Here is a 26,670-nt window from a genome sequence, read left to right as displayed (position 1 = left end):
TTTGGTGCCCAGGAGAGGACTCGAACCTCCACGGAGTTACCCGCTAGTACCTGAAACTAGTGCGTCTACCAATTCCGCCACCTGGGCATGTTCTTGATGTTTTGCTTCGTTGCCGTCGCTGCATCAAGACCTCTACTATAGCACTGTGTTTTTGGCTTTGTCCAGCTTTGTTGTGTTTTTCGCTAAAAATCTTCGCAGGCTCTTGGTTGTTGCATTGGCGCGACCCGCAAGGGTGCGATCAGGTCCAGCGGCGCGCAAGAAAGCCCGCGCAAGTGGTGTACGCTGACATCAAGCCACCGACACGATGAAGCTCAACCCCCGCACGTCATTTCTCATAAAGGCCTCGCGCGCCATGTGTGACGCAGGCAGGCTTTTGGGCGTGCTCAGCCTGGATGCGATTGACCAGTTTGCGTTGTTTCGTGCCGGAAATCGAAAAAGCCCCTTGATCGCTGATCAAGGGGCTTCTCTTTTGGTGCCCAGGAGAGGACTCGAACCTCCACGGAGTTACCCGCTAGTACCTGAAACTAGTGCGTCTACCAATTCCGCCACCTGGGCAGGTAGCTGTTTCCCGACTTCTGCGGTGCAAATCAAATTTGCGTTGCAGTCATCGGCGAAGAATTGAATTCTAGCATCAAAATAAGAGCTATGACAACACCCCCTCCACTTTTTGTGAACCTCATGAGCGAAATCGTCGGCACGGTGCAAGGCCACCGCGACGGTCATGGCTTTGTCCAGACCGATGACGGCGAGGTCAGCATCTACCTGTCGCCCCAGGAGATGCGCGCGGTCATGCACCGCGATCGGATCAAGGTCCGCGTTGTGCGCTTCGACCGCAAGGGTCGCCCCGAGGGGTTGGTGCTCGACATCGTCGAGCGCCGCAAGACGCCGATCATTGGCCGTCTCCTGAACGAGGGTGGCGCCTGGTTGGTCGCCCCTGAAGACCGCCGCTTTGGCCGCGACATCCTGATTCCCGCCAAGGGCACGGGCGGTGCAGAGCCTGGCCAGGTGGTGGCCGTTGAGCTGACCGAGGCGCCCTCCTTGACGGCTCAGCCCATGGGGCGCGTCACCGAGGTCCTGGGTGGCATCGACGATCCGGGCATGGAGATCGAAATCGCCGTGCGGAAGTACGAGGTGCCGCATCGCTTCAATGACGACGTGCTGGCCCAGGCCGCCAAGCTGCCTGAGAAGTTGCGCGCAGCCGACAAAAAGGGGCGCATCGACCTGAGCGACGTGCCCCTGGTCACCATCGACGGTGAGGACGCCCGTGACTTCGACGATGCCGTCTACTGCGAGCCCGCCAAGGTGGGGCGCAGCAAGGCCCCGAATGCATGGCGCCTGATCGTTGCCATTGCCGACGTCAGCCATTACGTGAAGCCGGGTGATCCGCTGGACCGCGATGCCTACGAGCGCGCCACATCGGTGTATTTCCCTCGGCGTGTGATTCCCATGCTGCCCGAGAAGCTCTCCAACGGCCTGTGCTCGCTGAACCCGGAGGTCGAGCGCCTCTCGATGGTGTGTGACATGCTCGTCACCCACGATGGTGAGGTGCACGCCTACCAGTTCTTCCCGGCTGTGATCAATTCTCATGCTCGCTTCACCTACACCGAGGTGGCGGCCATCCTGGGCAACACGCGTGGTCCCGAGGCGCAAAAGCGAGGTGAGCTGGTTCCGCATCTGATCCACTTGCACGAGGTCTACCGTGCGCTGCTCAAGGCGCGCTCCAGCCGGGGGGCCATCGATTTCGATACCACCGAAACCCAGATCGTGTGCGACGACAATGGCCGCATCGCCAAGATCGTCCCGAGGGTGCGCACCGAGGCCCACCGCCTGATTGAAGAGGCGATGCTCGCGGCCAACGTCTGCTCGGCCGATTTCATCATGCGGGCCAAGCACCCTTCCTTGTACCGTGTGCACGAGGGCCCGACCCCCGAGAAGCGCACCCTGCTCAAAAACTACCTCAAGGCGTTGGGTCTGGGGCTGAGCATCGGCGACGAACCCAAGCCAGGCGACTTCCAGGCCATTGCTCAGGCCACGAAGGACCGCCCGGATGCGGTGCAGATCCACACGATGTTGCTGCGCTCCATGCAGCAGGCCATCTACACGCCGGCCAACAGTGGTCACTTTGGGTTGGCCTATGAGGCCTACACCCACTTCACCAGCCCCATCCGCCGATATCCCGACCTCCTTGTCCACCGCGTGATCAAGGCCCTGCTGGGTCGTGATCGCTACGGGCTGAAGCTGCCGCCGGTGCAGTCGTCCGTCGGGCGCTTCAAGACCAAGCCGAAGAACGGCGCCAAGGGCTTGCCCGCAGCGCCGGTGAAGGTGGCGGCCCGCCTGAAGTTGCCGCCGGAAGAACAGGCGGCCTGGGAAACCGCTGGCATCCACTGCAGCGCCAACGAGCGTCGCGCCGACGAGGCGTCTCGCGATGTCGAGGCCTGGCTCAAGTGCATGTTCATGCGCGAGCGCCTGGGCGAGGAGTACGGCGGCACGGTGAGTGCGGCCACCTCTTTCGGTCTGTTCGTTCAGCTCGACGGTTTGTATGTCGAGGGGCTGATCCACATCACCGAATTGGGCGGAGAGTACTACCGGTTTGACGAGGCGCGTCAGGAATTGCGCGGCGAGCGCAGTGGCGTTCGCTATGGTGTGGGCACCCGGGTCAGGGTGCAGGTCAGCCGGGTCGATCTCGACACCCGCAAGATCGACTTCCGCATGGTGCGAGAGCCAGGCGAGGCCCGCCCGATCGGTGCGTCGGCCGGTACCGCTCGCAAGCGTTCGCGTGGCGCCGAGGTCGCAGACTGGGATGCCGAGGGCTCTGCCCAGGCGGCCCTGGCCGACATCAAGGAGGCCGACCGCGAGGTCAAGCGCGCGACCAAGGGCAAGTCGACTGGGCGGGGGCGAGCCAGGGACGGTGTGGCGGACGGCGGCGGCAAGCCCGCGCCGGTCCGTGCGCCCAAGGCCGCCGGCAAAAAAGCTGCCAGCCGCAAGAGTGCGCGCAGCAAGCGCTGAGTCACCTGTGCCGGAGGGGCAGGGTGCTTGAGAGCACCCTGTTTCCCGTGCTAGAATCCTTGAGTTTGCCCGAAATGGTTCGGGTGAGCACATTTTGAAGCAGTCGCGAAGTCGGCAATCCAAGGTGTTGCGGTGTGTGCCTGCCTGGCATGAAGTCCAGGGTTTCAGGTCTGCCGCGATCTCTGCCGCCTTCTAGATCCAACCTCTGGAGCAATACCATGTCCGTATCCATGCGCGAAATGCTGGAAGCCGGTGTCCACTTCGGTCACCAAACCCGCTTCTGGAACCCCAAGATGGCCCCGTACATCTTCGGCCATCGCAACAAGATTCACATCATCAACCTCGAGAAGACGCAACCCGCCTTCGAAGAGGCCCTGAAGTTCATCAAGCAGCTGTCGGCTCGCCGCGGCACCGTGCTGATGGTCGGTACCAAGCGTCAAGCCCGTGACACCGTGGCCATGGAAGCCGAACGCGCTGGCGTGCCTTTCGTGAACCAGCGCTGGCTCGGCGGCATGCTGACCAACTTCAAGACCGTCAAGGGTTCGCTGAAGAAGCTGAAGGATGCCCAAGCCCAGGTGGAAGCCGGTCTGGACAACCTGAAGAAGAAGGAAGGCCTGCTGTTCCAACGTGAGCTGGCCAAGCTCGAGAAGGACATCGGCGGCATCCAGGACATGGCCGTTCTGCCGGACGCCCTGTTCGTGATCGACGTCGGTTACCACAAGATCGCCATCGCCGAAGCCAAGAAGCTGGGCATTCCCGTGATCGGCGTGGTTGACACCAACCATTCGCCCGAGGGCATCGACTACGTGATCCCTGGCAACGACGACTCCTCCAAGGCTGTCGCTCTGTACGCCAAGGCCGTTGCCGACGCCATCCTGGAAGGCAAGGCCAATGCCGTGAACGAAATCGTGGCTCCCGCTGCCGGCGACGACGAATTCGTGGAAGTCAACGAAGCCGCCTGAGCCTCCTTGACCGCGTCGAAAGGGGCTGTGCATCAGCCCCTTTTTTTCAAGAAATTTTGATGTGACACGGCGATGACGCCGGGTCAGAACCAGACGGAGAAACATATGGCTGCTATTACCGCCAGCATGGTCGCAGAACTGCGCGCCAAGACCGACGCCCCGATGATGGAGTGCAAGAAGGCACTGACCGAAGCCGATGGCGATTTCGCCAAGGCCGAAGAAATCCTGCGCGTCAAGCTGGGCAGCAAGGCTTCGAAGGCCGCTTCGCGCGTGACCGCAGAGGGCATCGTGTCGGCCTTCATCGACGGCAACGTCGGTGGCCTGATCGAAATCAACTGTGAAACCGACTTCGTGTCGAAGAACGACGACTTCCTGGCTTTCGGCAAGACCCTTGCCGAACTGGTTGCCAAGCAAGGTCCGGCTGACGTGGCCGCCCTGTCTGCCCTGGAAGTCGCTGGCGCCACCGTGGAAGCCACCCGCGCTGCACTGATCGGCAAGATCGGTGAAAACATGACCATCCGTCGCTTCCAGCGTTTCTCGGGCGAGAACCAGCTGGCAGCCTACCTGCACGGTTCGCGCATTGGCGTGGTGGTCGAGTTCACTGGCAGCGAAGTCGCCGCCAAGGACGTGGCCATGCACATTGCCGCCATGAAGCCTGTGTCGCTGTCGTCCGACGACGTGCCGGCTGCCCTGATCGAAACCGAACGCAGCGTGGCCACCGCCAAGGCTGCCGAGTCGGGCAAGCCCGCCGACATCGCCGCCAAGATGATCGAAGGCGCCGTGCAGAAGTACCTGAAGGAAGTGTCCCTGTTCAACCAGGTCTTCGTGAAGGCTGCCGACGGCAAGCAAACCGTTGAGGCTTACCTGAAGTCGGCCAACACGGTCGTCAAGGGCTTCACGATGTTCACCGTGGGTGAAGGCATCGAGAAGAAGCAAGAAGACTTCGCAGCAGAAGTCGCGGCCACGCTGGCCGCTGCCAAGGGTCAATAAACCCGGCGAAACTCAAGGGGGCTTCGGCCCCCTTGTGCTGTCTCCCGCATGCGGGACCCATCTGGCTGCGGTGCCCAGGTCCGAACAGGGAACCTCTGCATCGCGGCGCTCTCCAAGCCGGAAGGCTCGGCGTCAACTGCAAGGTGCGTACACTCCAAGGTTGCCGTCAACACACACTCACACAAGGACGTCTGCATGGCCGCCTACAAGCGCATCCTCCTGAAACTTTCCGGTGAAGCCCTCATGGGTGACGATGCCTACGGCATCAACCGCGCGACCATCGTCCGCATGGTCAAGGAAGTCCAGGAGGTCACCGCCTTGGGCGTGCAGGTGGCCGTGGTCATCGGTGGCGGCAACATTTTCCGCGGCGTCGCGGGCGGCTCGGTCGGCATGGATCGCGCCACGGCCGACTACATGGGCATGCTGGCCACGGTGATGAACTCCTTGGCCCTGGCCGACACGATGCGCCAGGAGGGCATGACGGCCCGCGTGATGTCGGCCATCAGCATCGACCAGGTGGTCGAGCCCTATGTGCGCCCCAAGGCCCTGCAGTACCTCGAAGAGGGCAAGGTCGTGGTATTCGCTGGCGGCACCGGCAACCCGTTCTTCACCACCGACACGGCCGCAGCCCTGCGTGGTGCCGAGATCGGCGCCGAGATCATGCTCAAGGCCACCAAGGTAGATGGTGTCTACACCGCCGACCCGAAGAAGGACCCGGCCGCAACCCGCTACGCCAACATCACCTTCGACGAAGCCCTCATCAAGAACCTGCAGGTGCTGGATGCCACGGCCTTTGCCCTGTGCCGTGACCAGAACCTTCCGCTGAAGGTGTTTTCGATTTTCAAGCCCGGCGCGCTCAAGCGCGTGGTGATGGGCGAAGACGAGGGCACGCTGGTCCACGTCTGACCGGCGCCTGTCGTCCCCAGAACCCTCTCGCGCGTTTGGCAAGCCGTAGCGCATTCGCAAGGAGTCTCCCATGAGCACCGCTGACATCAAGAAAAACGCAGAACAGAAGATGGCCAAGTCCATCGAGGCGTTCAAGAACGAACTGGCCAAGATCCGCACGGGTCGGGCCCACCCTGGCATCCTGGATCAGGTGCATGTGGAGTACTACGGCTCGCCCGTGCCCATCAGCCAGGTGGCCAACGTGTCCCTGATCGATGCCCGCAACATCAGCGTGCAGCCTTGGGAAAAGGGCATGGCGCAGAAGATCGAAAAGGCCATCCGCGAGTCCGATCTGGGCTTGAACCCTTCCTCGCAAGGTGACCTGATCCGCGTGCCGATGCCCGCCCTGACCGAAGAGCGCCGCCGCGACCTGACCAAGGTGGTGAAGTCGGCAGGTGAGGACGCCAAGGTGGCCGTGCGCAACCTGCGTCGCGATGCCAACGAACACGCCAAGCGCCTGCTCAAGGACAAGGAAATCACCGAAGACGACGACCGTCGTTCGCAGGACGAGATCCAGAAGCTGACCGACCGCACCATCGTCGAGATCGACAAGCTTGTCCAAAGCAAAGAAGCTGAAATCCTCGCGGTCTGAGGCCTTGGCCTTGTCATAATCGCGACGTAGTCCGAGGCGGCCTGGCCGCCTCGTTGCGTTTCTGCCGCCCGCAAATGGGCTGGCCAGCCTACCTCTTGTGCGTGCCGATGGCTTCTTCTTCTGTTCAGTCCGTTCCTCGTCATGTGGCCATCGTCATGGATGGCAATGGCCGCTGGGCCCGCAAGCGTTTCATGCCGCGCGGTCTGGGGCACAAGGCGGGGGTGGATGCCTTGGTGAAGGTGGTTCAGGCCTGCGCCGACCGCGACATTGGCTACCTCACAGTGTTCGCGTTCTCGTCAGAGAACTGGAAGCGCCCGGAAGAAGAGGTGTCGGGGCTGATGAGCCTGTTGCTCGTGGCCTTGTCCAAGCACCTGACCAAACTCAAGGCCGATGGGGTGCGCATCCGCATCGCGGGTGACCTGTCTACGGTATCGGAGAAGGTGCGCAACGCCCTGCTGGACGCCGAGGCCAACACGGTGGAGAACCACCGCCTGGTGCTCACGGTGGCGTTCAATTACGGTGGCCGCTGGGACATCGTGCAGGCCTGTCGCAAGGCCATGGCTGCGGGTGTGAGCGAGGCCGACCTGGACGAGGCGACCCTGTCTCGCCACATGGCGATGGCTTATGCGCCGGATCCGGACCTGTTCATCCGCACGGGAGGCGAGGTTCGCATTTCCAATTTCCTGCTGTGGCAGGCGGCTTATGCCGAGATGGTGTTTTCCGATTGCCTGTGGCCCGATTTCGACGCAGTCGAACTGGACAAGGCGATCGCGAACTTCGCGCGACGCGAGCGCCGGTTTGGCGATGTGGGCGAGTCGGGGCAAGGTGAGGGCGCCATCGGGAGCGAACTGCCTGCAGCCGTTCCGGCTGACGGTGTTCAGGGAGGGTGCTGAGCCATGTTGAAGCAACGTGTGATCACGGCCCTGGTGCTGATGGCCCTACTGCTGCCGGCCCTGGCTGCCGATGCGCCCTGGCCATTTGCGCTGCTGTCCCTGGCTTTCATTTCCGCGGCAGGCTGGGAGTGGTCTCGCCTCAATGGTGCGCCTGGGGCCCGTGCCTGGTTGATGGGGGCCGCGGTGGCGGGTGCCTGTGTGGCCAGCGCAGAGCGCTTCGGCCTGCCGCTCTGGGTGGTGCGTGAGGCGGGCGTCGTGGCGGCGCAGGTGCCGCATGTGCACGATCTGAGCCAGCCGCTGGTGGGTTTCTCGGTGCCCGTTTGGGTGTGGGCCCTGGCTGTGCCGGTGTGGGGGCTGGGCGGTGCCTTGACCCTGCGTTTTGGCAACCTGTACTGGCGTGAGTGGCCGGATTGGCCGCGTCGCCTGCTGGGCCTGGGGCTGCTGGTGCTGGCCTGGTTGGCGCTCACGGAGATCAAGGCCCAGGGGGGCAACTTCCTGCTTTCGGTGTGTTGCCTGGTCTGGGCGGCCGACATTGGCGCCTACTTTGGCGGCAGGGCCTTTGGGCGTCGCAAACTGGCGCCTTCGATCAGTCCGGGCAAGAGCTGGGAAGGCGTCTGGTCGGGCATGGCCGCGGTGATGCTCCTGGCGGTGCTGTGGATCGTGGTCGACCGGGAAATGGCGGTGGACTCGCCCAGCCTGTACAGCCGCCTGCTGATGGGCCTGGGACCGGTGGGCCTTGCCGTGTCCGTGGCCGCCCTGACCGCTATGAGCGTGGTGGGCGACCTGTTCGAGTCCCTGATCAAGCGGCAGGCTGGCGCCAAGGACAGCAGCCAGCTTCTGCCTGGTCACGGTGGCGTGCTCGACCGCATCGACGCCTTGCTGCCGGTGCTGCCCCTCTCGCTGGCCCTGATGAGTTTGTGCCATGGTTGAAGCGTCTTCCTTGATTCCGCAGCGCGTCTGCATCCTGGGTGCGACGGGATCGATCGGCACCAACACGCTGGACGTGCTGTCGCGGCATCCGGATCGTTTCGAGGTCTTTGCACTGTCGGGAGCCAGCCGGGTGGAAGAGCTGGCGGCGCATTGCGCGCGCTGGCAGCCTCGTTTTGCCGTGATGCCCGATGACTCCGTGGCGGCCCGTCTGCGCAGCCTGGCGAAGGAAGGGGGCTGGCGTACCGAGGTGCTGTCTGGTGCGCAAGCGCTTTGCGAGATCGCTGCCCATCCCGAGGTGGACGTGGTCATGGGGGCGATCGTAGGGGCTGCGGGCCTGGCGCCTTGCCTTGCTGCGGCCCAGGCTGGCAAGCGTCTGCTGCTGGCCAACAAAGAAGCGCTGGTCGTGGGCGGTGCCCTGTTCATGCAGGCCGTGAAGGCGGGTGGCGCGACCTTGTTGCCCATCGACAGCGAGCACTCGGCCATCTTCCAGTGCCTGCCTGAGGATGCGTCCACCTGGGCGCAGCGCATCGATCACATCGTGCTCACGGCTTCAGGCGGTCCTTTCCGCGAGCGTGATCCGCAAACCTTCAAGGACATCACCCCCGAGCAGGCCTGTGCTCACCCGAACTGGGTGATGGGCCGCAAGATTTCGGTTGATTCGGCCACGATGATGAACAAGGCACTGGAGGTGATCGAGGCTCGTTGGCTGTTCGACCTCGCGCCAGAGCAGGTGAGGGTGGTCTTGCACCCGCAAAGCATCGTCCACTCGATGGTTGTGTGCCGCGACCGCTCGGTGCTCGCCCAATTGGGCACCCCCGACATGCGCGTGCCGATTGCCTATGGCCTGTCCTGGCCTGAGCGCATCGAGTCGGGGGCGGAGATGCTGGATTTCCTGTCGCTCAAGGCGTTGACGTTTGAGCCGGCCGACGCCCAGCGTTACCCTGGGCTGCAACTGGCCTGGCAGACGCTCTCGGCTCAGCCGGGCAGCACCTGCGTGTTGAACGCCGCCAATGAGGTGGCGGTGGAGGCTTTTCTGAATCGCCGCATCCGCTTCGACCAGATCCACCAGGTGAACGAGGCGATGCTGTCGCGAGGCCTGATCGAGACCGGCATGGCCGACACGGTTGACGGCCTGTTGGCGCTGGACGCGCGTGTCAGGCAGGCTGCGGCGGGCGCCGTGGCCACTTTGGCCATTTGATTTGCAGGCGATGGGGCCGGTGGCCTTGTTGACCGACACAGGAGTGAAGCGATGTGGGTGACCGTGCTGGCTTTTCTGGTGACCATTGGTGTGCTGGTGGTCATCCATGAATACGGGCATTACCGCGCGGCGGTGGCCTGTGACGTCAAGGTGCTGCGCTTCTCGGTCGGTTTTGGCCGGGTCCTGTGGCGCAAGCAGCGTGGCGAGACCGAGTTCGTCGTCTCGGCCCTGCCGCTGGGCGGCTACGTCAAGATGCTTGACGAGCGCGAGGCCCCGGTCACCGAATCGGAGCGTGGCAGGGCCTTCAACCGCAAGCCTTTGAAGCAGCGTGCCTTCATCGTGGCCGCGGGGCCCCTGGCCAACCTGGCCCTGGCCATCGCGCTGTATGCCTGCGTGAACTGGGCAGGTGTCCAGGAACTTCGCCCCTGGCTGGCGCAACCCCTGGCTGACAGCATGGCCGCGCAAGCGGGTCTGCGTGCCAAGGACGAACTCCTGGCTGTGCGACCCCAGGCGGGCGAGGGCGATGCCACCAGCGACGATGCATGGCAGCCCGTGCGCTCGATGACGGACATGCAATGGCTGTTCACCAAGGCCGCGCTGCGCGGGCAGGACCTCCGCCTCCAGGTGCATGCGCTCGAATCGGAGAACCAGTCGGGTCGCGGGACCCGCGAACTGACTTTGCCGCTGTCGCGGATCCCGGCATCTGAAGTCGATGGCAAGCTGCTCGACCGCATCGGCCTGGCGGGCCCCTACACCGAGCCGGTGGTCGATGCGGTGGTGGACGGTGGGCCCGCCGCGCTGGCCGGTCTGCAAAAGGGTGACCGTGTGCTGCGCATCAACGCCCAGCCCCCAAGGGACGCCTCCGAACTGCGCCGGCTGATCCGCGCCAGCCAGGCCGGTGGCAAGGCCTTGCCTGTGATCCTGCAGGTCGAGCGGGCAGGGCAGGTGCTCGAGGTGCCCATGTTGCCTGCCATGAAAACGGTGCAGGGCCAGACGGTGCCCCGCATCGAAGCCGCGCTGGGCACCATGCCCGCGCTGGTCGAAGTGAGCCATGGGCCCCTGGAGGGGCTGCAACTCGCGGTTGAAAAGACGTGGGACACCTCGATGCTCAGCCTCAAGATGCTCGGCAAGATGCTGATCGGCGAGGCCTCGATCAAGAACCTCAGCGGCCCTCTCACCATCGCCGATTACGCCGGGCGTTCGGCCGAGATGGGCTGGGTCCATTACCTCGGATTTCTGGCGCTGGTCAGCGTCAGCCTCGGTGTGCTGAACTTGCTGCCGCTGCCCGTCTTGGACGGCGGGCACCTCATGTATTATCTTTTTGAAGGTGTCACGGGTCGGCCTGTCTCCGAGCCCTGGCTGGAGCGCTTACAACGTGGTGGCGTCGCCATCATGCTGGTGATGATGTCACTGGCCCTTTACAACGACCTGGCACGCCTGTTTGGCGCGCACTGAGTTCCTCCGCATGCAAATTTCCTCCATGAACGCATCCCGGTTCAAGCCGACCCTGCTCGCCGCTTTGCTGGCGTCCTCCCTGATCCAGTCGGCCTGGGCCGTCGAGCCCTTCGTGCTCAAGGACATCCGCGTCGAGGGCCTGCAGCGCGCCGACGCCGGGACCGTCTTCGCGTCCCTGCCTTTCCGCGTTGGTGACACCTACACCGACGACAAGGGCGCCGCCGGCCTGCGTGCCCTGTTTGCCACGGGTCTGTTCAAGGACGTGCGCATCCAGATCGACGGCAATGTGGCCGTGGTGGTCGTGGAAGAGCGCCCGGTGATTTCCCGCGTCGAGTTCGTGGGCACGAAGGAGTTCGACAAAGAGAACCTGGTCAAGGCGCTGAAGGACATCGGCATTGGCGAGGGGCAGCCCTTCGACCGCGCCCTGGCCGACCGCGCCGAGCAGGAACTCAAGCGCCAATACCTTTCGCGCAGCCTGTATGGCGTCGAGGTCGTGACCACCATCACCCCGGCCGAACGCAACCGGGTCAACGTGACCTTCACCGTCACCGAAGGCGACGTCACCAAGATCAAGAACATCCGCATCACGGGCAACCAGGCTTTCTCTGAAAGCACCCTGCTGTCGCAGATGGACCTGAGCACGGGCAACTGGCTGAGCTGGTACACGAAGTCCGACCAGTACGCCCGTTCCAAACTCAATGCCGACCTGGAAGCCATCAAGGCCTATTACCTGAACCGCGGCTACCTCGAGTTCAAGATCGACTCGACCCAGGTGGCCATCTCGCCCGATAAGCAGGACATCTCGGTGGCCATCAACGTGACCGAAGGGCCGCGTTACGTGGTCACGGCGGTGCGGCTGGAGGGTGACTACATCGGCAAGGAAGAGACCTTCCGCAAGCTGGTGACGATCAAGCCGGGCGAGGCTTACAAGGCCGAGGACGTGGCTGCGACCACCAAGGCCTTCACCGACCGCTTTGCCGCCTTCGGTTACGCCTTCGCCCGTGTGGATTTCAAGCCCGAGCTGGACCGTGCCAAGGGGCAGGCTGTGGCCGTGCTGGTGGCCCAGCCACAGCGCCGTGTCTACGTGCGCCGTGTGAACGTGGCCGGCAACTCGCGCACGCGTGACGAGGTCATTCGCCGTGAGTTCCGCCAGTTCGAAGCCGCCTGGTACGACGGCCAGAAGATCAAGCTGTCCCGCGACCGTGTGGACCGCCTGGGCTATTTCAAGCAGGTCAACATCGACACGACCGAGGTGCCGGGCACGGCCGATCAGGTCGACCTGACCATCTCGGTCGAGGAAAAGCCCACGGGCAACCTCATGCTGGGTGCGGGCTTCTCCAGCTCCGAGAAGTTCACGATCACGGCCTCGATCAAACAGGACAACGTTTTCGGTTCTGGCAACTACCTGGGCCTGGACGTCAACACCAGCAAGTACAACCGCACCATCGTGGTCAGCACGGTGGACCCGTATTTCACCGACAGCGGGATTTCGCGCTCCTACGACGTGTTCTACCGCACCTCGCGTCCGACGAGCACCCAAGGTGGTGACTACAAGATCGTCACGCCGGGGGCGGCCGTGCGTTTCGGCGTGCCTTTCACCGAGTTCGACACGGTGTTCTTTGGTGCGGGTGTAGAGCAGACCGCCATTCAGGGCACGACCGGCCTGCCCGTGAGCTACAAGCTGCACCGCGAAATCTTCGGCGAGCGCAGCACCTCCGTGCCGTTGACGGTGGGTTGGGCTCGCGACTCGCGCGACAGCCTGATCGCCGCCACCCAGGGGCGCTACCAGCGCATCAACCTGGAGTGGGGCGTGGCCGGTGACACCCGCTACCTCAAGAGCGATTACCAGGCCCAGCAATATTTCCCGATCACCAAGGGCTACACCGTGCTGCTCAATGGTGAAATGGGCTACGGCAAGGGCCTGGCTGGCAAGCCTTACCCCGTGTTCAAGAACTTCTACGGCGGCGGCCTGGGCACGGTGCGGGGCTTCGAGCAAAGCACCCTCGGCCCGGCCGACATCGACGGTGCCTACATCGGTGGCAACAAGCGCATCAACCTGAATGCCGAGCTGTATGTGCCTTTCCCGGGGGCCGGCAACGACCGCACGCTGCGCCTGTTCGGGTACACCGACGTCGGCAACGTCTGGGGCGAAAACCAGAAGATGAAGGCCGACGACCTGCGTGCATCCCTGGGCGTGGGCATCAGCTGGGTCTCGCCGGTGGGCCCGCTCAAGCTGAGCTACGCCAAGCCGATCCGTTATACCGATCAAGATAAAATCCAGAAACTTCAGTTCCAGATTGGCACTTCATTCTGATCATGACTTCTCTGTTCAAGACGCTGGTGGCAAGTGGCCTCCTCCTGGGCGCCATGGCCGTTCACGCCCAGGAATTCAAGATCGGTTTTGTCAACCTGGACCGGGTGCTGCGTGACGCGGTGCCCGCCAAGGCCGCTCAGGCCAAGCTGGAGTCCGAGTTCAGCCGCCGCGAAAAGGAACTGGTCGATGCCGAAGGCCGCTTGAAGTCGGCCTCCGACAAGTTCGAGAAGGACGCGCCCACCCTGGCCGAAAGCGAGCGTGGCCGTCGCCAGCGCGACCTCATCGAGCAGGATCGCGAACTGCAGCGCAAGCGCCGTGAGTTCCAGGAAGACCTGAATCAGCGCAAGAACGAAGAGCTTTCCTCCGTGCTCGACCGCGCCAACCGCGTCGTCAAGCAGATTTTCGATCAGGACAAGTACGACCTGATCGTGCAGGAGGCGGTGTTCGCCAGCGCGCGTGTCGACATCACCGACAAGGTCATCAAGGCCTTGAACGGTCCCGCACGGTGAGCGGCGCCGACACCCATGCCGCACCCCTGAGCCCTGACCGTCAGCCCCACACGCTGGCCGTCAGCCTCGGGCAGATCGCGGCGGCCCTGGGCGGTGAGTTGATCGGTCCTGCCGAACAGGTGGTGCACCAGATCGCCGCCCTCGAAGACGCCGGCCCCGATGCCATCGCCTTCCTGGCCAATCCCAAGTTTCGCAAGCAACTCGACACCACCCAGGCCGCTTGCGTGATCGTGGGCGAAGCCGTGAAGGCCGAGGCTTCCGCGCGCGGTGCCGTCATCGTCACGCCCGACCCGTATCTTTACTTTGCCCGCCTCACGCAATGGTGGGCTGCCAAGGTGCGCCCGAAGGCCCCCGCTGCCATCCACCCCTCGGCGGTGGTCGACGCCAGCGCCGTGATCGGCGAAGGGGTGCGCATCGGTCCGCTGGCCGTGATCGAGGCGGGCGTGGTGCTGGAAGAGGGCGTCGACATCGGTCCCCACTGCACCGTGGGTGAACGCGCCCGCATTGGCGCCCACACCCGCCTGGCAGCGCGCGTCACCATCGGCTTTGATTGCGTCGTTGGTCAGCGTTGCCTGTTCCAGAGTGGCGTGGTGATCGGCGCAGATGGTTTTGGCTTCGCGCCCAACCAGGGCCGCTGGGAAAAAATCGAACAGCTGGGCGCCGTTCGCATCGGCGACGATGTGGAACTCGGCGCCAACACCTGCGTGGACCGTGGCGCCCTGGGCGACACCGTCATCGAGCAGGGCGTCAAGCTTGACAACCTGGTCCAGATCGCCCACAACGTGCACATCGGCGAGCACACGGCCATGGCCGGTTGTGTGGGCGTGGCCGGCAGTGCCCGCATCGGTGCCCATTGCACCGTCGGGGGCGCCGGCATGATCCTGGGCCACCTCACGCTGGTCGACCACGTTCACGTGTCGTCCGGCACCCTCATCTCGCGCTCGGTGCTCAAGCCGGGTCACTACAGTGGCGCGTTTCCTTTTGACGAAAACGCTTCGTGGGAGAAGAACGCAGCGACCCTGCGCCAACTCCACGCCTTGCGCGATCGCATCCGTACCCTAGAAAAGCAAGTGAAAAGCTGATGGACATCCACAAGATCCTTCAAAAGCTCCCCCATCGTTACCCCTTCCTGATGGTGGACCGTGTGCTCGAAGTCGAGAAGGACGTGCGCATCCGTGCGCTCAAGAACGTCACGATCAACGAACCGTTCTTCCAGGGGCACTTTCCCACCCGTCCGGTCATGCCTGGCGTGATGATGCTCGAAGCCCTGGCCCAGACGGCCGCGCTGCTGGCGTTCGAGACCACCGGCAGCGGTGTGGACGACAACTCGGTGTACTACTTTGTCGGCATCGATGGTGCGCGTTTCAAGCGCCCGGTCGAGCCCGGCGATCAGCTGATCCTCGAAGTGCAGATGGACCGCGTGAAGGGCGGCATCTACAAGTTCAAGGCACAGGCCCTGGTGGACGGCGAACTGGCCGTCTCCGCAGACCTGATGTGCACCGTGCGCAAGGTGGCCTGATCTGACCATGCCGAGCATCCACCCCACCGCCCTGGTGGACCCCCAAGCCCAGCTGGGCGAGTCGGTCACGGTCGGCCCGTTCACGACGATCGGGCCGAATGTCCGCATTGGTTCCGGCACCACGATCGGTGCGCACTGCGTGATCGAGGGACACACGACCATCGGTTGCGAGAACCGCATCTACCAGTTTGCTTCCCTGGGGGCCGACCCGCAGGACAAGAAGTACAAGGGTGAGCCCACCCGACTGGTGATCGGTGACCGCAACACCATCCGCGAATTCACCACCTTCAACACCGGTACGGTGCAGGACAAGGGGATCACCCAGGTCGGCGACGACAACTGGATCATGGCCTATGTGCATGTGGCCCATGACTGTGTCATCGGCCACCACAACGTGATCGCGAACTCGGTGCAGTTTGCCGGTCACGTCACCGTGGGGGACCACACCCTGATCGGTGGCATCAGTGGGATCCACCAGTTCGTCCGCATTGGCGATTTCGCCATGTTGGGTTTCCAGACCCGCCTGTCGCAGGACCTGCCGCCTTTCACCCAGGCCGCGGGCAACCCTGCGCAGGCGCAGAACGTCCACCAGGAAGGGCCGCGTCGCAAGGGCTTTTCTGCCGAGCGCCTCAGCGTGCTCAAGCAGATGTACAAGCTGTTGTACCGCAAGGGTCTGACGCTGGAGGCGTCGAAGGCTGAAATCGCGGCCCTCCGTGGGACCGTGGAAGGCGCCGACGTCGACATCGACAACATGCTGGCCTTCCTGGCGCAGGCCGACCGGGGCATCGTGCGTTGAACACGATGGCTGGCAAGCGGGGTGCCGCGTGACGCGCCTTGCCATGGTGGCTGGTGAGGCCTCTGGCGACCTGCTCGCCGAATTGCTCCTGGGTGGCCTGAAGCAGCGTTGGCCTGGTTTGCAGGCCGCCGGCATCGGCGGGCCACGGATGATCGGGCAGGGCTTCGATGCCTGGTGGCCCAGCGACAAGCTCGCCGTGCACGGTTTCAACATGGAACTGGTGCGGCGTTTTCGCGAGATCTGGAACATCCGCGAGGCCCTGGGCGATCGTCTGTTGGCAGACCGACCCGATGTGTTCGTCGGGGTGGACGCGCCCGACTTCAACCTGGGCCTGGAGGCTCGCCTCAAAGCCCAGGGCGTGAAGACCGTCCATTTCGTCAGTCCCTCCATCTGGGCCTGGCGTGGTGGGCGGATCAACAAGATTCACCGCTCGGTCGACCACATCCTCTGCCTTTTCCCCTTCGAGCCTGAGCTTTATCACGCCAAGGGCATCGGCGCGACCTTTGTGGGTCACCCGCTGGCCGACACCATCCCGCTGGCTGTGCCGCGTGCAGCCGCCCGCGCCAAGTTGGGCCTCGCAGAGGGTGAAACGATGGTGGCCGTGCTCCCCGGCAGCCGCCGGGGCGAGGTGCGCTTCATTGCGCCGGCCTTCCTCCAGACGGTGGCCTTGCTGGCCCGCCAGCGCCCTGAACTGCGTTTCATGCTGCCCATGGCACCCGGCCTGCGCGAGCTGATCGAGCCCATGGTGCGCGAGCATGCCCCCGATGCGCCGCTGACCCTGCTCGAGGGGCAGTCGCACGATGTGCTGGCCGCCTGTGACGTGACGCTCATTGCCAGTGGCACGGCGACGCTGGAGGCCGCGCTCTTCAAGCGTCCCATGGTGATCGCCTACAAGGTCAGCACCGTGAGCTGGCACATCATGAAGCACATGGGCTACCTGCCCTGGGTCGGGCTGCCCAACATCCTGGCGCGCGATTTCATCGTGCCCGAACGCCTGCAGCACGCTGCGGAGCCAGCCCAGCTGGCCCGCGATGTGCTCGATTGGCTTGACCACCCGGCCAAGGCCGAGGCGGTGCAGCAGCGTTTCCTTGAACTCCATCACCTCCTGAGGCGGGACACCGCCCGCACCGCCAGCGATGCCATCGCCCAAGTCATCGAAACGCGCTGAGAGCACCCTGGCCGCCCGCGCAGAACCCGCGCAGCTCGACCTCCTGGCCATCACGCCGGCTGTGGGGCTGCTGGCGGGGGTGGACGAGGCCGGGCGAGGCCCGCTGGCAGGCCCTGTGGTGGCCGCGGCGGTCATCCTCGATGAGTTGCAGCCCATTGCCGGCCTGGCCGATTCCAAGAAGCTCACGGCCCGTGCCCGCGAGCGCCTCTACGACGAGATCCGCGCCAAGGCTCTCTGTTGTTGCGTGGCCGAAGCCTCTGTGGAAGAGATCGACCAGCTCAACATCCTGCATGCCACCATGCTGGCCATGAAGCGTGCGGTCGATGGGCTGCGGCTCAAGCCTGCACTGGTGCAGGTCGACGGCAACCGTGTGCCGCCCCATCTCAACGTGCCTGCGGAGGCCATCGTCAAGGGCGACGCCAAGGTACAGGCAATTTCGGCCGCCTCCATCCTGGCCAAGGTGCACCGGGACCGCTTGTGCGAGCAGCTCCATGAAGCCTATCCTCAGCATGGCTTCCTCTCGCACAAGGGGTATCCCACGGCCGAGCACCTGGCGGCCTTGCGCCTTCACGGCGCGACGCCATCGCACCGGCGCAGTTTCGGGCCTGTCAAGGTCGCGCTGGGGCTGATACCCGATCCCAGCCTGGTGATCGGCCGCTGAGTCGCCCAGGGGCGGGCTGCCGGGTCGGCTTGTCCGCGGCCTGCGCGCTTGTTGAACCTCTCTGGCGTTTTGCGCCGATTTCGCATTCCTCCTTCAGCCATGAGCACCCAGCCCCCCACCGTCCAGCTCATCACCTCGCGTGACAACCCGCTGATCCAGCGCCTGCGCAAGCTCGGGCAGGACGCCCTGGCCTACCGCAAGCTGGGTGAGGTCTGGCTGGAGGGCGATCACCTCTGTTCGGCTGCGCTGCACCGCGGCCAGGTCGTGCCCCTGGCCGTGGTGGCCGACACCGCCTGGCTGGGCGAGCACGGGCTGGCTTCGTCGTCCGACGCGCTGGCCGCCCGCATCAGCCAGCTGGCGCGACAGGCGCTCAAGGTGGTGGTGGTGCCCGAGGCCTTGTTCAAGGGGTTCACGGGCCTGGAGTCCCCGGCGCGCCTGGGTTTTGTGTTGGGGCGCCCCCTGACCACGGACACGGCCTCTGGCACGAACCCGGGTTTGATGTCCGGTGTGCCCACCGTGGTGCTGGACCGCCTGCAGGACGCCGGCAACGTGGGCAGCGTGCTGCGCAGTGCCTCGGCCCTGGGTGTGAAGCAGGTGGTGGCGATGAAAGGCACGGCGGGGCTGTGGTCACCGAAGGTGCTGCGAGCGGGCATGGGGGCACACTTTGCGCTGCATCTGGTCGAGCAGGTCAGCCCCTCTCAGCTGAACGCCCTGGGGGTGCCGCTGGTGGCCACCAGTTCGCATGCCGACCACGAGTTGCACCAGGCCCCGTTGCCCGCCCCGTGTGCTTGGGTGATGGGCCACGAAGGGCAGGGCGTGGGCGCCGAGGTGATGGCCCTGTGCGAGATGACGGTTTCCATCCCGCAGCCCGGTGGTGAAGAATCGCTCAATGTGGCTGCGGCCGCCGCGATCTGCCTCTACGAGAGCCTGCGCCGTGGACGTTGAGTTGGGGGCGGTCCGTTTGGGTGGTCAACTGAATGTTGTTATCTTGTAATAAGAGTGATTCGCATTTATGATGATGGCATGCAAACAGACCGTTCTCCTGCCGATGGCGCCGATCAAGGTGCGCACCACGCTGGCTTTTCCGATGCGACCGACAACGTGGATGGCAGCGAACGAGGCGGCCTGAGTGGGCCATCGGTGCGCAGCGACGTGCTGTTTCAGGGGGCCAAGGTGGTGCACATACACCACGAAGGCGCTGTGTACCAGTTGCGCACCACAAAGCTTGGCAAGCTGATCCTCACGAAGTGAAGGCGAGCCACCCGTCTGGCAAAAAAGGGCCTCGATGAGGCCCTTTTGTTTGGGTATGTGGGCGGCAGGGTGCTTCAGTACTGGTCGCCATCGCCCACATAGGTGCCGGGCGCCAGGTTTTCGAAGCGCGTGTTCGACTTCAGGAAGGCCAGGTGCAGCGAGCCGACCGGACCGTTACGCTGCTTGCCGATGATGATTTCCGCGGTGCCCGGGATCTTCGATTCCTTGTTGTAGTACTCGTCGCGGTAAATGAACATGATCACGTCGGCGTCCTGCTCGATGGCGCCGGATTCGCGCAGGTCGGACATCATGGGGCGTTTGTCCGGACGGGTTTCCACCGAACGGTTCAACTGCGAGAGCGCGATCACCGGGCATTGCAGCTCCTTGGCCAAGGCCTTGAGGCCCCGCGAGATTTCACCGATCACGGTGGCGCGGTTTTCCTCGTTGCCGCCCGAGCCGCTCATCAGCTGCAGGTAGTCGATGATGATCAGGCCCAGTGTCCCGCCAAACTGACGGGCCAGGCGGCGTGCGCGAGCGCGCAGTTCGTTGGGAGACAGGCCCGGTGTCTCGTCGATGAAGACGTTGGCTGTGCGCAGCTTCTCCACCGTTTCGCTCAGGCGACTCCACTCGTCGTCGGTCAGGCGGCCCGTACGCAGGTTCTGCTGGTTGATGCGGCCGATGGAGCCCACCATCCGCAGTGCCAGCTGTGAGGCGCCCATTTCCATGGAGAACACGGCCACCGGCAGGCCCTCGTTGACGGCCACGTTCTCGCCGATGTTCAGTGCGAAGGCGGTCTTGCCCATGGAGGGGCGGGCGGCCAGGATGATCAGATCGCCTTTTTGCAGGCCAGCCGTCATCTTGTCCATGTCGGCGAAGCCGGTGCGCACACCGGTCACGTCCTCGGCACCGTTGTCGGCCAGTTCGGTCACGCGGTCCAGCAGGTCGACGACCAGGCCGTCCATCGAGAAGAAGCCCTGCTTGTTGCGGCTGCCTTCTTCGCCGATCTTCATGATCTTGGCTTCGGCCTCGTCCAGCATGTCTGCCACCGAGCGGCCTTCCGGGTTGAAGGCGTTGGTCGCGATCTCGTCACTGACCGAAACCAGCTTGCGAAGCACCGCACGCTCGCGCACGATTTCGGCATAGCGGCGCATGTTGGCCGCGCTGGGCACCGATTGGGCCAGGTTGTTCAGGTAGGTCAGGCCGCCGACTTCCGCACCTTTGCCCTGCATCTGCAGTTGCTCGAACACGGTGATCACGTCGGCCGGCTTGGAGGCGTTCACCAATTGCTGGATGGCGGTGAAGATGAGCTGGTGTTCGTGGCGGTAGAAGTCGCCTTCGTGCAGCAGGTCGGAGGCGCGGTCCCAGGCGGAGTTGTCCAGCAACAGGCCCCCGAGCACGCTCTGCTCGGCCTCGATGGAATGAGGTGGCACGCGCAGGCGGGCGATCTCGTCGGAGCTCAGGGAAGAGGTGCCGCCTTGCGGCGAGAAGGGCGTGGGGAGGGCTGCCATGGGTCCAATGATAAGAGCGCAGGCGTGATCGAGCTGTGGACAAGTCTGTGCACAGGCTTGGGATTTCCTGGGGGTGAGTGAAGCCCCAAAAACAAAGCCGACACAAGGTCGGCTTTGTTTTTGGATCAGCGCCGGACCGCGCCCGCACGAGCAGGCTCGGTCCGGTGGCAGAACGCAGCTTAGGCGGTTTCGCCGACCACGGCCACGGTCACGTCCACGACCACGTCGGTGTGCAGGGACACGGACACGGCGTGCTCGCCGACGACCTTCAGGGGGCCGTTGGGCAGGCGGACCTGGTGCTTGGCCACGTCGAAGCCAGCGGCCTTCAGGCCGTCAGCGATGTCGTGGTTGGTCACGGAGCCGAACAGGCGACCGTCCACGCCAGCCTTCTGGCTCACGGAGATGGTCTTGCCGCCGAGCTTTTCGCCCACGGCCTGTGCAGCGGCCAGCTTCTCAGCGGAGGCCTTTTCCAGTTCAGCGCGGCGTGCTTCGAATTCGGCCACGGCCTTTTCGGTGGCGCGGCGAGCTTGGCCGGTAGGGATCAGGAAGTTACGGGCGTAGCCGTCCTTGACCTTGACCACATCACCCAGGTTGCCCAGGTTGGCGACTTTTTCGAGGAGGATGATTTGCATGACGGAGACTCCTTAGACCTTGTGCTGATCGCTGTAGGGCAGCAGGGCCAGGAAGCGAGCACGCTTGATGGCGGTGGTCAGCTGACGCTGGTAGATCGCGCGGGTGCCGGTCAGGCGTGCGGGGATGATCTTGCCGTTTTCAGCGATGAAGTCGCGCAGGGTGTCAACGTCCTTGTAGTCGATCTGTTCGACGTTGGCGACGGTGAAGCGGCAGAAGCGCTTGCGGCGGAACAGCAGGGATTGCGTGTTGCGCTTGCCCTTGCGGTCTTTGGAGAACTTGCCGTTCTTGGAGCGGGGAGCAGCCATGATGACCTCTCAGTATCCGTAATGGATGTGTTTAAACGATGTCGTTGAGTTCGGTGATGTGCAACAGCACGCCACGTCCATTGCGCGGAGCCCCCAGAAAGCCGACGAGACCAATGGTCACGCCAACCTCCTGCTTGTTCAACGCTTGCGCGATCGAACCAAGTGCAACGGCCTTGATGTCCAGCTTGACCTTGCGGTGTTGCTGGGCCTCGGTCAACTCGGATTCGTGCTGGAGCACGAGGTCGAGTGCGGGCAGGCCGGCGGGGGTATACCTCAGCGCCTGGCGTTCGATGATCTGGGCAGACAGCAGGACGCGGTTCATGTCATGCGGTCAGGGCAGCCATCTCGGGAACGCCGGAACGTGTGCGCGCCTGAGTGCCTTGCGGCAACAATCAGGCAGCGGCTTGCTCTTGCTGGGCCTTGCGGGCCTCTTCACGCTCAACTTGCTTCATCATCACGGAAGGAGTGGTCTCGGCCTTGTCCTTCTGCACGGTGAGGTGACGCAGCACGGCGTCGTTGAACTTGAAGCCGGTTTCGATTTCAGCCAGGGTTTCCTTGCTGATTTCGACGTTCAGGCACAGGTAGTGCGCCTTGGCGAGCTTGTTGATCTGGTAAGCCAGTTGACGACGGCCCCAGTCTTCCAGACGGTGCACCTGGCCGCCGTTGGTGGCGATCAGGGCCTTGTAACGCTCCAGCATGGCCGGAACTTGCTCGCTTTGATCCGGGTGGATCAGCACGATGATTTCATAGTGACGCATGTTCACTCCTTGTGGATTCCCCCTCGACATGAGAGGGAGGGAAGCCGTTGCGAAGCGTCAAACCCGCAGACGGCAAGGTGTGCCTCGTTCATCGGATGATGGCCGAGGCACATTCGGAAAAGCCTGCGAGTATACCAATAAAAACGCCACCCAAGGGTGGCGTTGCAGGCGGGGCCTCGCGTCCGGCGCGTTGAAGCGCCGGAAAAGGGCTTACTTGGCGGCCAGGCGCTGCCAGGTCTCGACCACGGTGTCGGGGTTCAGGGAGATCGACACGATGCCTTCGGCGGCCAGCCACTCGGCAAAGTCCGGGTGGTCGGAGGGGCCTTGGCCGCAGATGCCGATGTACTTGCCGTGGGCGCGGCAGGCAGCGATGGCGCGCGAGATCAGGGCCTTGACGGCAGGGTCACGCTCGTCGAAGTCCTGTGCCAGCAGCTCCAGGCCGGAGTCGCGGTCCAGGCCCAGGGTCAGCTGGGTCAGGTCATTGGAGCCGATGGACATGCCGTCGAAGTGCTCCAGGAACTGCTCGGCCAGGATGGCGTTGGACGGCACTTCGCACATCATGATGACGCGCAGGCCATCGGTGCCACCCTTGGCGGCGCGCACCAGGCCCTGGTCGGCCAGCATGCCGGTCACGCGCTCGGCCTGCTTCAGGGTGCGCACGAAGGGCACCATGATCTCGATGTTGGTCAGGCCCATGTCGTTGCGCACGCGCTTGAGCGCTTCGCATTCCATGGCAAAGGCCTCGCCGAACTCTTCCGAGATGTAGCGCGAGGCGCCACGGAAGCCCAGCATCGGGTTCTCTTCTTCCGGCTCGTAGCGCGAACCGCCGATCAGCTTCTTGTACTCGTTGGACTTGAAGTCCGACAGGCGCACGATGACGGGCTTGGGCCAGAAGGCGGCGCCGATGGTGGCGATGCCTTCGGCCAGCTTGTCGACGTAGAAGGCGCGCGGCGAGGCATGGCCACGGGCCACCGATTCCACGGCCTTCTTCAGGTCGCTGTCGATGTTCGGGTAGTCGAGGATCGCCTTCGGGTGGACACCGATGTTGTTGTTGATGATGAACTCGAGGCGGGCCAGGCCCACACCGTTGTTCGGCATCTGGCAGAAGTCGAAGGCCAGTTGCGGGTTGCCCACGTTCATCATGACCTTCAGGCCGATGTGGGGCATCTCGCCGCGGGTCACTTCGGTGACTTCGGTTTCGAGCAGACCTTCGTAGATGTGGCCGGTGTCGCCTTCGGAGCAGGCGACGGTCACCAGGGTGCCGTCGGTCAGGCGCTCGGTGGCGTTGCCGCAACCCACCACGGCGGGAATGCCCAGTTCACGCGCGATGATGGCCGCGTGGCAGGTGCGACCGCCGCGGTTGGTCACGATGGCGCTGGCGCGCTTCATCACGGGTTCCCAGTTGGGGTCGGTCATGTCGGTGACCAGCACGTCGCCAGGCTGGACGGTGTCCATCTCGGTGATGCTGTGCACGATGCGCACGGGGCCGGTGCCGATCTTCTGACCGATGGCGCGGCCTTCGGCCAGCACGGTGCCGGTGCTCTTGAGCTTGTAGCGCTGCTCGGCCTTGCCTTCCTGTTGGCTCTTCACCGTTTCAGGGCGGGCTTGCAGGATGTAGAGCTTGCCGTCGGTGCCGTCCTTGCCCCATTCGATGTCCATCGGGCGGCCGTAGTGCTGCTCGATGACCATGGCGTAGCGGGCCAGTTCGGTGACGTCTTCGTTGCTCAGGGAGTAACGGTTGCGCGATTCCACCGAGGTGTCCACCGTCTTGACGAGCTTGCCGCTGGCGGCCTTCTCTTCGGGCGTGGCGAACTCCATCTTGATCAGCTTGGAGCCTAGGTTGCGGCGGATGACGGCTTGCTTGCCAGCCTTCAGGGCGGGCTTGTGCACGTAGAACTCGTCAGGGTTGACGGCGCCTTGCACCACGGTCTCGCCCAGGCCGTAGCTGGAGGTGATGAAGACCACGTCCTTGAAGCCGGACTCGGTGTCGATGGTGAACATCACGCCAGCGGCGCCGAGGTCGGAGCGCACCATGCGCTGCACGCCGGCCGACAGGGCCACCACGTCGTGGGCGAAGCCCTTGTGCACGCGGTAGGAGATGGCGCGGTCGTTGTACAGGGAGGCGAACACTTCCTTCATCTTGTGGAGGACGTCTTCGATGCCGACCACGTTGAGGAAGGTCTCTTGTTGACCGGCGAAGGAGGCGTCGGGCAGGTCTTCTGCGGTGGCAGAGGAGCGCACGGCGAACGAGGCCTGCAGGTTGTCGCCAGCGAGGGTGGCGAAGGCGCCACGGATGGCCTTTTCCAGGTCGGCCGGGAAGGGCTGGGCTTCGACCCAGCCGCGGATTTCGGCGCCAGCGACGGCCAGGGCGCGCACGTCTTCGATGTCGAGCGTGGCGAGGCGCTTGCTGATGCGTTCGGTCAGGCCGTCGTGCTTGAGGAACTCGCGGAAGGCGTGAGCGGTCGTGGCGAAGCCCGTGGGCACGCGCACGCCGTCAGGCAGTTGCGAAATCATCTCGCCCAGGGAGGCGTTCTTGCCCCCTACGGACTCGACGTCCTCCATGCGCAGTTGTTCGAATGGGACGACCAGGGCGGTCGGCTCAAAGCGGGTAGACATAGACAAAGCTCCAGATGGTGAAAAGATTCTGTGCGGTGTCCATGCATGGGCAAAGCTGATTTATCGACCCCCATCGAACGCGGGGCCGTCTGTTGTTCTGAGCCTTGACACTTGCGCAAAGACACCAATTGGGTGCGATTGTAGGGGGCTGTTTTGTTTCCGGGCGCAAAATGAAGGCCTTTACGGCATTTGTCTGCGGGGTGGCGGGTCACCTGTCGCAGGCGCACACACCATGAGCGATCGCAGCGTCTTCTTTGTCTCCGACGGCACGGGCATCACGGCCGAAACCATGGGCAACTCCATCCTGGCGCAGTTTGCGATCAAGCCCAGGCACGTTCGCCGCCCTTTCATTGACACGGTGGACAAGGCCCATCAGGTGGTTCGCGAGATCAACGCGGCCGGGGTGCGCGAAGGCAAGACGCCGATTGTTTTCACCACGATCGCCAATGACGACGTGCTGGACATCCTGAAGTCTTGCGAGGCGCGGGTCTTTGACGTGATCAAGACCTTCGTGGCGCCGCTGGAGGAAGAGTTCAACATGAAGTCGAACCATCGGGTGGGGCGCTTCAGCGATGCCAGCCAGGATGCGGAATACAACCACCGCATCGACGCCATCAATTTCGCGCTGGAGCATGACGACGGGCAGTCTTCCCGCAACCTGGAGACGGCCGATGTGGTGCTGGTGGGCGTGAGCCGATGCGGCAAGACGCCGACCTCGCTCTACCTGGCCATGCAGCACGGCATCAAGGCGGCGAACGTGCCGCTGATCCCGGAAGACTTTGACCGGGGCTTCCTGCCCACGATGCTCAAGCCGTACAAGAAGAAGTGCTTCGGCCTGACCATCGACCCGGAGCGTCTGAGCCAGATCCGCAATGAGCGGCGCCCAGGCAGCAAATACGCGGCGCTGCAAAACTGCCGCATGGAGGTGAATGCGGCGGAGTCGATGATGCGGCGCGAGGGCATTGCCTGGCTGTCGTCGACCCACAAGTCGATCGAGGAGATCGCCACCACGATCTTGCGTGACCTGCGTCCGGATCGCCTCATTTACTGAGGTGGTGAGTGGGGCTCAGGCGGCCTGGGCTGTGCCGGTCCCTTCTGCCGGTGCCATCAGGGCTCCCTGATCCTGGCGGGCAGGGGGGTGTGGCCGGGCGTGTTGCAGGATGGCCTCGACCAGGGCGTCGATCATGTACGGTTTGGTCACGTAGGCGACCATGCCTGCCGCCGCGGCCTGCTCCCGCGCGGCAGTGAAGGCATGGGCCGTGAGGCCGATCACTGGCAGGGTGGGAGCGATGTGGGCCATGGCCCGCGTGGTTTCGTAGCCGTCCATCAGGGGCATCTGGATGTCGCAGAGTACGACGTCGAAGGTGTGTTCGCCGCGGGCCTGCAGCAGCTCCAGGGCCTCGACCCCGTCGCAGGCAAAGCAGACGTCCGCGCCTTCATGGATCAGCATCTGGTCGAGCACCAGCCGGTTGACGGGATTGTCTTCGGCCGCCAGCACGCGCAGGCCTTGGAGCCGCGTGCGCTGCGTGGCAGGGCGTCGCTGGTGGGGCACGCGGTCGAGGGCGTGGAGGATGCGCAGTGGGCTCAGGGGGCCGTGGATCAGGATGGCGTGGTCGAGCAGACCATCCAGCTGGGCTGGCGCGCCGCTGGCCGGCACGCCG

27 protein-coding genes and 2 tRNA genes are annotated in these 26,670 nt (G+C 64.1%); 19 read left to right on the top strand and 10 right to left on the bottom strand.

Features of this window, described 5'->3' with window-relative positions:
• Positions 1 to 2: 2 nt before the first annotated feature.
• The 3 genes from QZ994_RS08160 to QZ994_RS08150 all read right to left on the bottom strand — a co-directional run bounded on the left by QZ994_RS08160 (position 3) and on the right by QZ994_RS08150 (position 555).
• Positions 3 to 87, bottom strand: a tRNA-Leu gene (locus tag QZ994_RS08160).
• Between the two features lie 238 nt (positions 88 to 325).
• Complete coding sequence (locus QZ994_RS08155; protein WP_290870777.1) at positions 326 to 457, bottom strand: hypothetical protein; 132 nt, start codon at positions 455 to 457, stop codon at positions 326 to 328.
• 13 nt (positions 458 to 470) lie between these two features.
• Positions 471 to 555, bottom strand: a tRNA-Leu gene (locus QZ994_RS08150).
• Between the two features lie 123 nt (positions 556 to 678).
• Here QZ994_RS08150 and rnr point away from each other — a divergent pair.
• The 18 genes from rnr to hemP all read left to right on the top strand — a co-directional run bounded on the left by rnr (position 679) and on the right by hemP (position 19,189).
• A complete protein-coding gene (gene rnr / locus QZ994_RS08145; RefSeq protein WP_290870775.1) occupies positions 679 to 3,006 on the top strand; it encodes a ribonuclease R in 2,328 nt (775 codons plus the stop codon).
• A gap of 218 nt (positions 3,007 to 3,224) precedes the next feature.
• Positions 3,225 to 3,968 carry a 30S ribosomal protein S2 gene (gene rpsB / locus QZ994_RS08140; protein ID WP_290870773.1) on the top strand — a complete coding sequence of 248 codons (744 nt, stop codon included), beginning with the start codon at positions 3,225 to 3,227 and terminating at the stop codon, positions 3,966 to 3,968.
• 105 nt (positions 3,969 to 4,073) lie between these two features.
• On the top strand, positions 4,074 to 4,958 hold the full coding sequence (tsf, locus tag QZ994_RS08135) for a translation elongation factor Ts (RefSeq protein ID WP_290870771.1): 885 nt from the start codon (positions 4,074 to 4,076) through the stop codon (positions 4,956 to 4,958).
• 195 nt (positions 4,959 to 5,153) lie between these two features.
• Entirely contained in the window at positions 5,154 to 5,864 is a 711-nt protein-coding gene (gene pyrH, locus QZ994_RS08130) for a UMP kinase (protein ID WP_290870769.1), read from the top strand.
• Positions 5,865 to 5,934: 70 nt separating this feature from the next.
• Positions 5,935 to 6,495: a ribosome recycling factor gene (gene frr, locus QZ994_RS08125; RefSeq protein WP_290870767.1), complete on the top strand. Its 561-nt coding sequence runs from the start codon at positions 5,935 to 5,937 to the stop codon at positions 6,493 to 6,495.
• A gap of 107 nt (positions 6,496 to 6,602) precedes the next feature.
• Positions 6,603 to 7,388 carry a polyprenyl diphosphate synthase gene (gene uppS / locus QZ994_RS08120; protein WP_290870765.1) on the top strand — a complete coding sequence of 262 codons (786 nt, stop codon included), beginning with the start codon at positions 6,603 to 6,605 and terminating at the stop codon, positions 7,386 to 7,388.
• Between the two features lie 3 nt (positions 7,389 to 7,391).
• The gene (locus QZ994_RS08115; RefSeq protein WP_290870763.1) at positions 7,392 to 8,318 is read left to right on the top strand and encodes a phosphatidate cytidylyltransferase; all 927 of its coding nucleotides are present in this window, start codon (positions 7,392 to 7,394) and stop codon (positions 8,316 to 8,318) included.
• The gene (gene ispC / locus QZ994_RS08110; protein WP_290870762.1) at positions 8,311 to 9,516 is read left to right on the top strand and encodes a 1-deoxy-D-xylulose-5-phosphate reductoisomerase; all 1,206 of its coding nucleotides are present in this window, start codon (positions 8,311 to 8,313) and stop codon (positions 9,514 to 9,516) included. Before QZ994_RS08115 ends, ispC begins: the two co-directional genes overlap by 8 nt.
• A gap of 51 nt (positions 9,517 to 9,567) precedes the next feature.
• On the top strand, positions 9,568 to 10,971 hold the full coding sequence (gene rseP / locus QZ994_RS08105; RefSeq protein ID WP_290870760.1) for an RIP metalloprotease RseP: 1,404 nt from the start codon (positions 9,568 to 9,570) through the stop codon (positions 10,969 to 10,971).
• A gap of 25 nt (positions 10,972 to 10,996) precedes the next feature.
• On the top strand, positions 10,997 to 13,285 hold the full coding sequence (gene bamA, locus QZ994_RS08100; RefSeq protein WP_367172276.1) for an outer membrane protein assembly factor BamA: 2,289 nt from the start codon (positions 10,997 to 10,999) through the stop codon (positions 13,283 to 13,285).
• Between the two features lie 2 nt (positions 13,286 to 13,287).
• Positions 13,288 to 13,794, top strand: coding sequence for an OmpH family outer membrane protein (locus QZ994_RS08095; RefSeq protein ID WP_290870756.1), 507 nt, complete (start codon positions 13,288 to 13,290; stop codon positions 13,792 to 13,794).
• A gap of 53 nt (positions 13,795 to 13,847) precedes the next feature.
• Positions 13,848 to 14,876 carry a UDP-3-O-(3-hydroxymyristoyl)glucosamine N-acyltransferase gene (lpxD, locus tag QZ994_RS08090; RefSeq protein ID WP_290870783.1) on the top strand — a complete coding sequence of 343 codons (1,029 nt, stop codon included), beginning with the start codon at positions 13,848 to 13,850 and terminating at the stop codon, positions 14,874 to 14,876.
• Positions 14,873 to 15,313 carry a 3-hydroxyacyl-ACP dehydratase FabZ gene (gene fabZ, locus QZ994_RS08085; protein WP_290870781.1) on the top strand — a complete coding sequence of 147 codons (441 nt, stop codon included), beginning with the start codon at positions 14,873 to 14,875 and terminating at the stop codon, positions 15,311 to 15,313. Before lpxD ends, fabZ begins: the two co-directional genes overlap by 4 nt.
• A gap of 7 nt (positions 15,314 to 15,320) precedes the next feature.
• Positions 15,321 to 16,109: an acyl-ACP--UDP-N-acetylglucosamine O-acyltransferase gene (gene lpxA, locus QZ994_RS08080; protein WP_290870754.1), complete on the top strand. Its 789-nt coding sequence runs from the start codon at positions 15,321 to 15,323 to the stop codon at positions 16,107 to 16,109.
• Positions 16,110 to 16,152: 43 nt separating this feature from the next.
• The gene (gene lpxB, locus QZ994_RS08075; RefSeq protein ID WP_290870779.1) at positions 16,153 to 17,277 is read left to right on the top strand and encodes a lipid-A-disaccharide synthase; all 1,125 of its coding nucleotides are present in this window, start codon (positions 16,153 to 16,155) and stop codon (positions 17,275 to 17,277) included.
• The gene (rnhB, locus tag QZ994_RS08070; protein ID WP_290870752.1) at positions 17,246 to 17,938 is read left to right on the top strand and encodes a ribonuclease HII; all 693 of its coding nucleotides are present in this window, start codon (positions 17,246 to 17,248) and stop codon (positions 17,936 to 17,938) included. The genes lpxB and rnhB overlap by 32 nt, the downstream gene beginning before the upstream one ends.
• A 99-nt stretch (positions 17,939 to 18,037) precedes the next feature.
• A complete protein-coding gene (locus QZ994_RS08065) occupies positions 18,038 to 18,883 on the top strand; it encodes an RNA methyltransferase (RefSeq protein ID WP_290870750.1) in 846 nt (281 codons plus the stop codon).
• A 78-nt stretch (positions 18,884 to 18,961) separates the two neighbouring features.
• Complete coding sequence (gene hemP, locus QZ994_RS08060) at positions 18,962 to 19,189, top strand: hemin uptake protein HemP (RefSeq protein WP_290870748.1); 228 nt, start codon at positions 18,962 to 18,964, stop codon at positions 19,187 to 19,189.
• Positions 19,190 to 19,263: 74 nt separating this feature from the next.
• On the opposite strand, the gene dnaB is transcribed toward hemP, so the two are convergent.
• The 6 genes from dnaB to ppsA form a co-directional block, all read right to left on the bottom strand.
• Positions 19,264 to 20,697, bottom strand: a complete 1,434-nt coding sequence (dnaB, locus tag QZ994_RS08055; RefSeq protein ID WP_290870746.1) for a replicative DNA helicase — start codon at positions 20,695 to 20,697, stop codon at positions 19,264 to 19,266.
• 179 nt (positions 20,698 to 20,876) lie between these two features.
• Positions 20,877 to 21,329 carry a 50S ribosomal protein L9 gene (gene rplI, locus QZ994_RS08050; RefSeq protein WP_290870744.1) on the bottom strand — a complete coding sequence of 151 codons (453 nt, stop codon included), beginning with the start codon at positions 21,327 to 21,329 and terminating at the stop codon, positions 20,877 to 20,879.
• Positions 21,330 to 21,341: 12 nt separating this feature from the next.
• Positions 21,342 to 21,635, bottom strand: coding sequence for a 30S ribosomal protein S18 (gene rpsR / locus QZ994_RS08045; protein WP_290870742.1), 294 nt, complete (start codon positions 21,633 to 21,635; stop codon positions 21,342 to 21,344).
• Positions 21,636 to 21,666: 31 nt separating this feature from the next.
• On the bottom strand, positions 21,667 to 21,957 hold the full coding sequence (priB, locus tag QZ994_RS08040; protein ID WP_290870740.1) for a primosomal replication protein N: 291 nt from the start codon (positions 21,955 to 21,957) through the stop codon (positions 21,667 to 21,669).
• A 70-nt stretch (positions 21,958 to 22,027) separates the two neighbouring features.
• Positions 22,028 to 22,393 carry a 30S ribosomal protein S6 gene (gene rpsF / locus QZ994_RS08035; RefSeq protein WP_290870738.1) on the bottom strand — a complete coding sequence of 122 codons (366 nt, stop codon included), beginning with the start codon at positions 22,391 to 22,393 and terminating at the stop codon, positions 22,028 to 22,030.
• A 210-nt stretch (positions 22,394 to 22,603) separates the two neighbouring features.
• Complete coding sequence (gene ppsA, locus QZ994_RS08030) at positions 22,604 to 25,009, bottom strand: phosphoenolpyruvate synthase (RefSeq protein WP_290870736.1); 2,406 nt, start codon at positions 25,007 to 25,009, stop codon at positions 22,604 to 22,606.
• Positions 25,010 to 25,241: 232 nt separating this feature from the next.
• On the opposite strand from ppsA, the gene QZ994_RS08025 reads away from it, so the two are divergent.
• Positions 25,242 to 26,060 (top strand): pyruvate, water dikinase regulatory protein, encoded by an 819-nt coding sequence (locus QZ994_RS08025; RefSeq protein WP_290870734.1) that lies wholly within the window; start codon positions 25,242 to 25,244, stop codon positions 26,058 to 26,060.
• A 15-nt stretch (positions 26,061 to 26,075) separates the two neighbouring features.
• On the opposite strand, the gene QZ994_RS08020 is transcribed toward QZ994_RS08025, so the two are convergent.
• A partial coding sequence (locus QZ994_RS08020) for a response regulator (RefSeq protein WP_290870732.1) occupies positions 26,076 to 26,670 on the bottom strand: 595 nt, incomplete at its 5' end.

This window comes from Aquabacterium sp., from assembly GCF_021768455.1.
Lineage (GTDB): Bacteria > Pseudomonadota > Gammaproteobacteria > Burkholderiales > Burkholderiaceae_C > Aquabacterium.
The sequence above is the reverse complement of the archived record's forward strand: the minus strand, read 5'-3'. Positions and strand labels throughout refer to the sequence as shown.

Bases quoted from the DNA above. Each gene is read 5' to 3' on its own strand.
- rseP (WP_290870760.1), top strand. From the start codon at position 9,568: ATGTGGGTGACCGTGCTGGCTTTTCTGGTGACCATTGGTGTGCTGGTG.
- rplI (WP_290870744.1), bottom strand. From the start codon at position 21,329: ATGCAAATCATCCTCCTCGAAAAAGTCGCCAACCTGGGCAACCTGGGT.
- QZ994_RS08115 (WP_290870763.1), top strand. From the start codon at position 7,392: ATGTTGAAGCAACGTGTGATCACGGCCCTGGTGCTGATGGCCCTACTG.
- QZ994_RS08065 (WP_290870750.1), top strand. From the start codon at position 18,038: ATGAGCACCCAGCCCCCCACCGTCCAGCTCATCACCTCGCGTGACAAC.
- lpxA (WP_290870754.1), top strand. From the start codon at position 15,321: ATGCCGAGCATCCACCCCACCGCCCTGGTGGACCCCCAAGCCCAGCTG.
- pyrH (WP_290870769.1), top strand. From the start codon at position 5,154: ATGGCCGCCTACAAGCGCATCCTCCTGAAACTTTCCGGTGAAGCCCTC.
- ispC (WP_290870762.1), top strand. From the start codon at position 8,311: ATGGTTGAAGCGTCTTCCTTGATTCCGCAGCGCGTCTGCATCCTGGGT.
- priB (WP_290870740.1), bottom strand. From the start codon at position 21,957: ATGAACCGCGTCCTGCTGTCTGCCCAGATCATCGAACGCCAGGCGCTG.
- frr (WP_290870767.1), top strand. From the start codon at position 5,935: ATGAGCACCGCTGACATCAAGAAAAACGCAGAACAGAAGATGGCCAAG.
- lpxB (WP_290870779.1), top strand. From the start codon at position 16,153: ATGGTGGCTGGTGAGGCCTCTGGCGACCTGCTCGCCGAATTGCTCCTG.
- rnhB (WP_290870752.1), top strand. From the start codon at position 17,246: ATGCCATCGCCCAAGTCATCGAAACGCGCTGAGAGCACCCTGGCCGCC.
- QZ994_RS08025 (WP_290870734.1), top strand. From the start codon at position 25,242: ATGAGCGATCGCAGCGTCTTCTTTGTCTCCGACGGCACGGGCATCACG.
- tsf (WP_290870771.1), top strand. From the start codon at position 4,074: ATGGCTGCTATTACCGCCAGCATGGTCGCAGAACTGCGCGCCAAGACC.
- bamA (WP_367172276.1), top strand. From the start codon at position 10,997: ATGAACGCATCCCGGTTCAAGCCGACCCTGCTCGCCGCTTTGCTGGCG.
- QZ994_RS08095 (WP_290870756.1), top strand. From the start codon at position 13,288: ATGACTTCTCTGTTCAAGACGCTGGTGGCAAGTGGCCTCCTCCTGGGC.
- rpsF (WP_290870738.1), bottom strand. From the start codon at position 22,393: ATGCGTCACTATGAAATCATCGTGCTGATCCACCCGGATCAAAGCGAG.
- rpsR (WP_290870742.1), bottom strand. From the start codon at position 21,635: ATGGCTGCTCCCCGCTCCAAGAACGGCAAGTTCTCCAAAGACCGCAAG.
- hemP (WP_290870748.1), top strand. From the start codon at position 18,962: ATGCAAACAGACCGTTCTCCTGCCGATGGCGCCGATCAAGGTGCGCAC.
- ppsA (WP_290870736.1), bottom strand. From the start codon at position 25,009: ATGTCTACCCGCTTTGAGCCGACCGCCCTGGTCGTCCCATTCGAACAA.
- rnr (WP_290870775.1), top strand. From the start codon at position 679: ATGAGCGAAATCGTCGGCACGGTGCAAGGCCACCGCGACGGTCATGGC.
- uppS (WP_290870765.1), top strand. From the start codon at position 6,603: ATGGCTTCTTCTTCTGTTCAGTCCGTTCCTCGTCATGTGGCCATCGTC.
- dnaB (WP_290870746.1), bottom strand. From the start codon at position 20,697: ATGGCAGCCCTCCCCACGCCCTTCTCGCCGCAAGGCGGCACCTCTTCC.
- rpsB (WP_290870773.1), top strand. From the start codon at position 3,225: ATGTCCGTATCCATGCGCGAAATGCTGGAAGCCGGTGTCCACTTCGGT.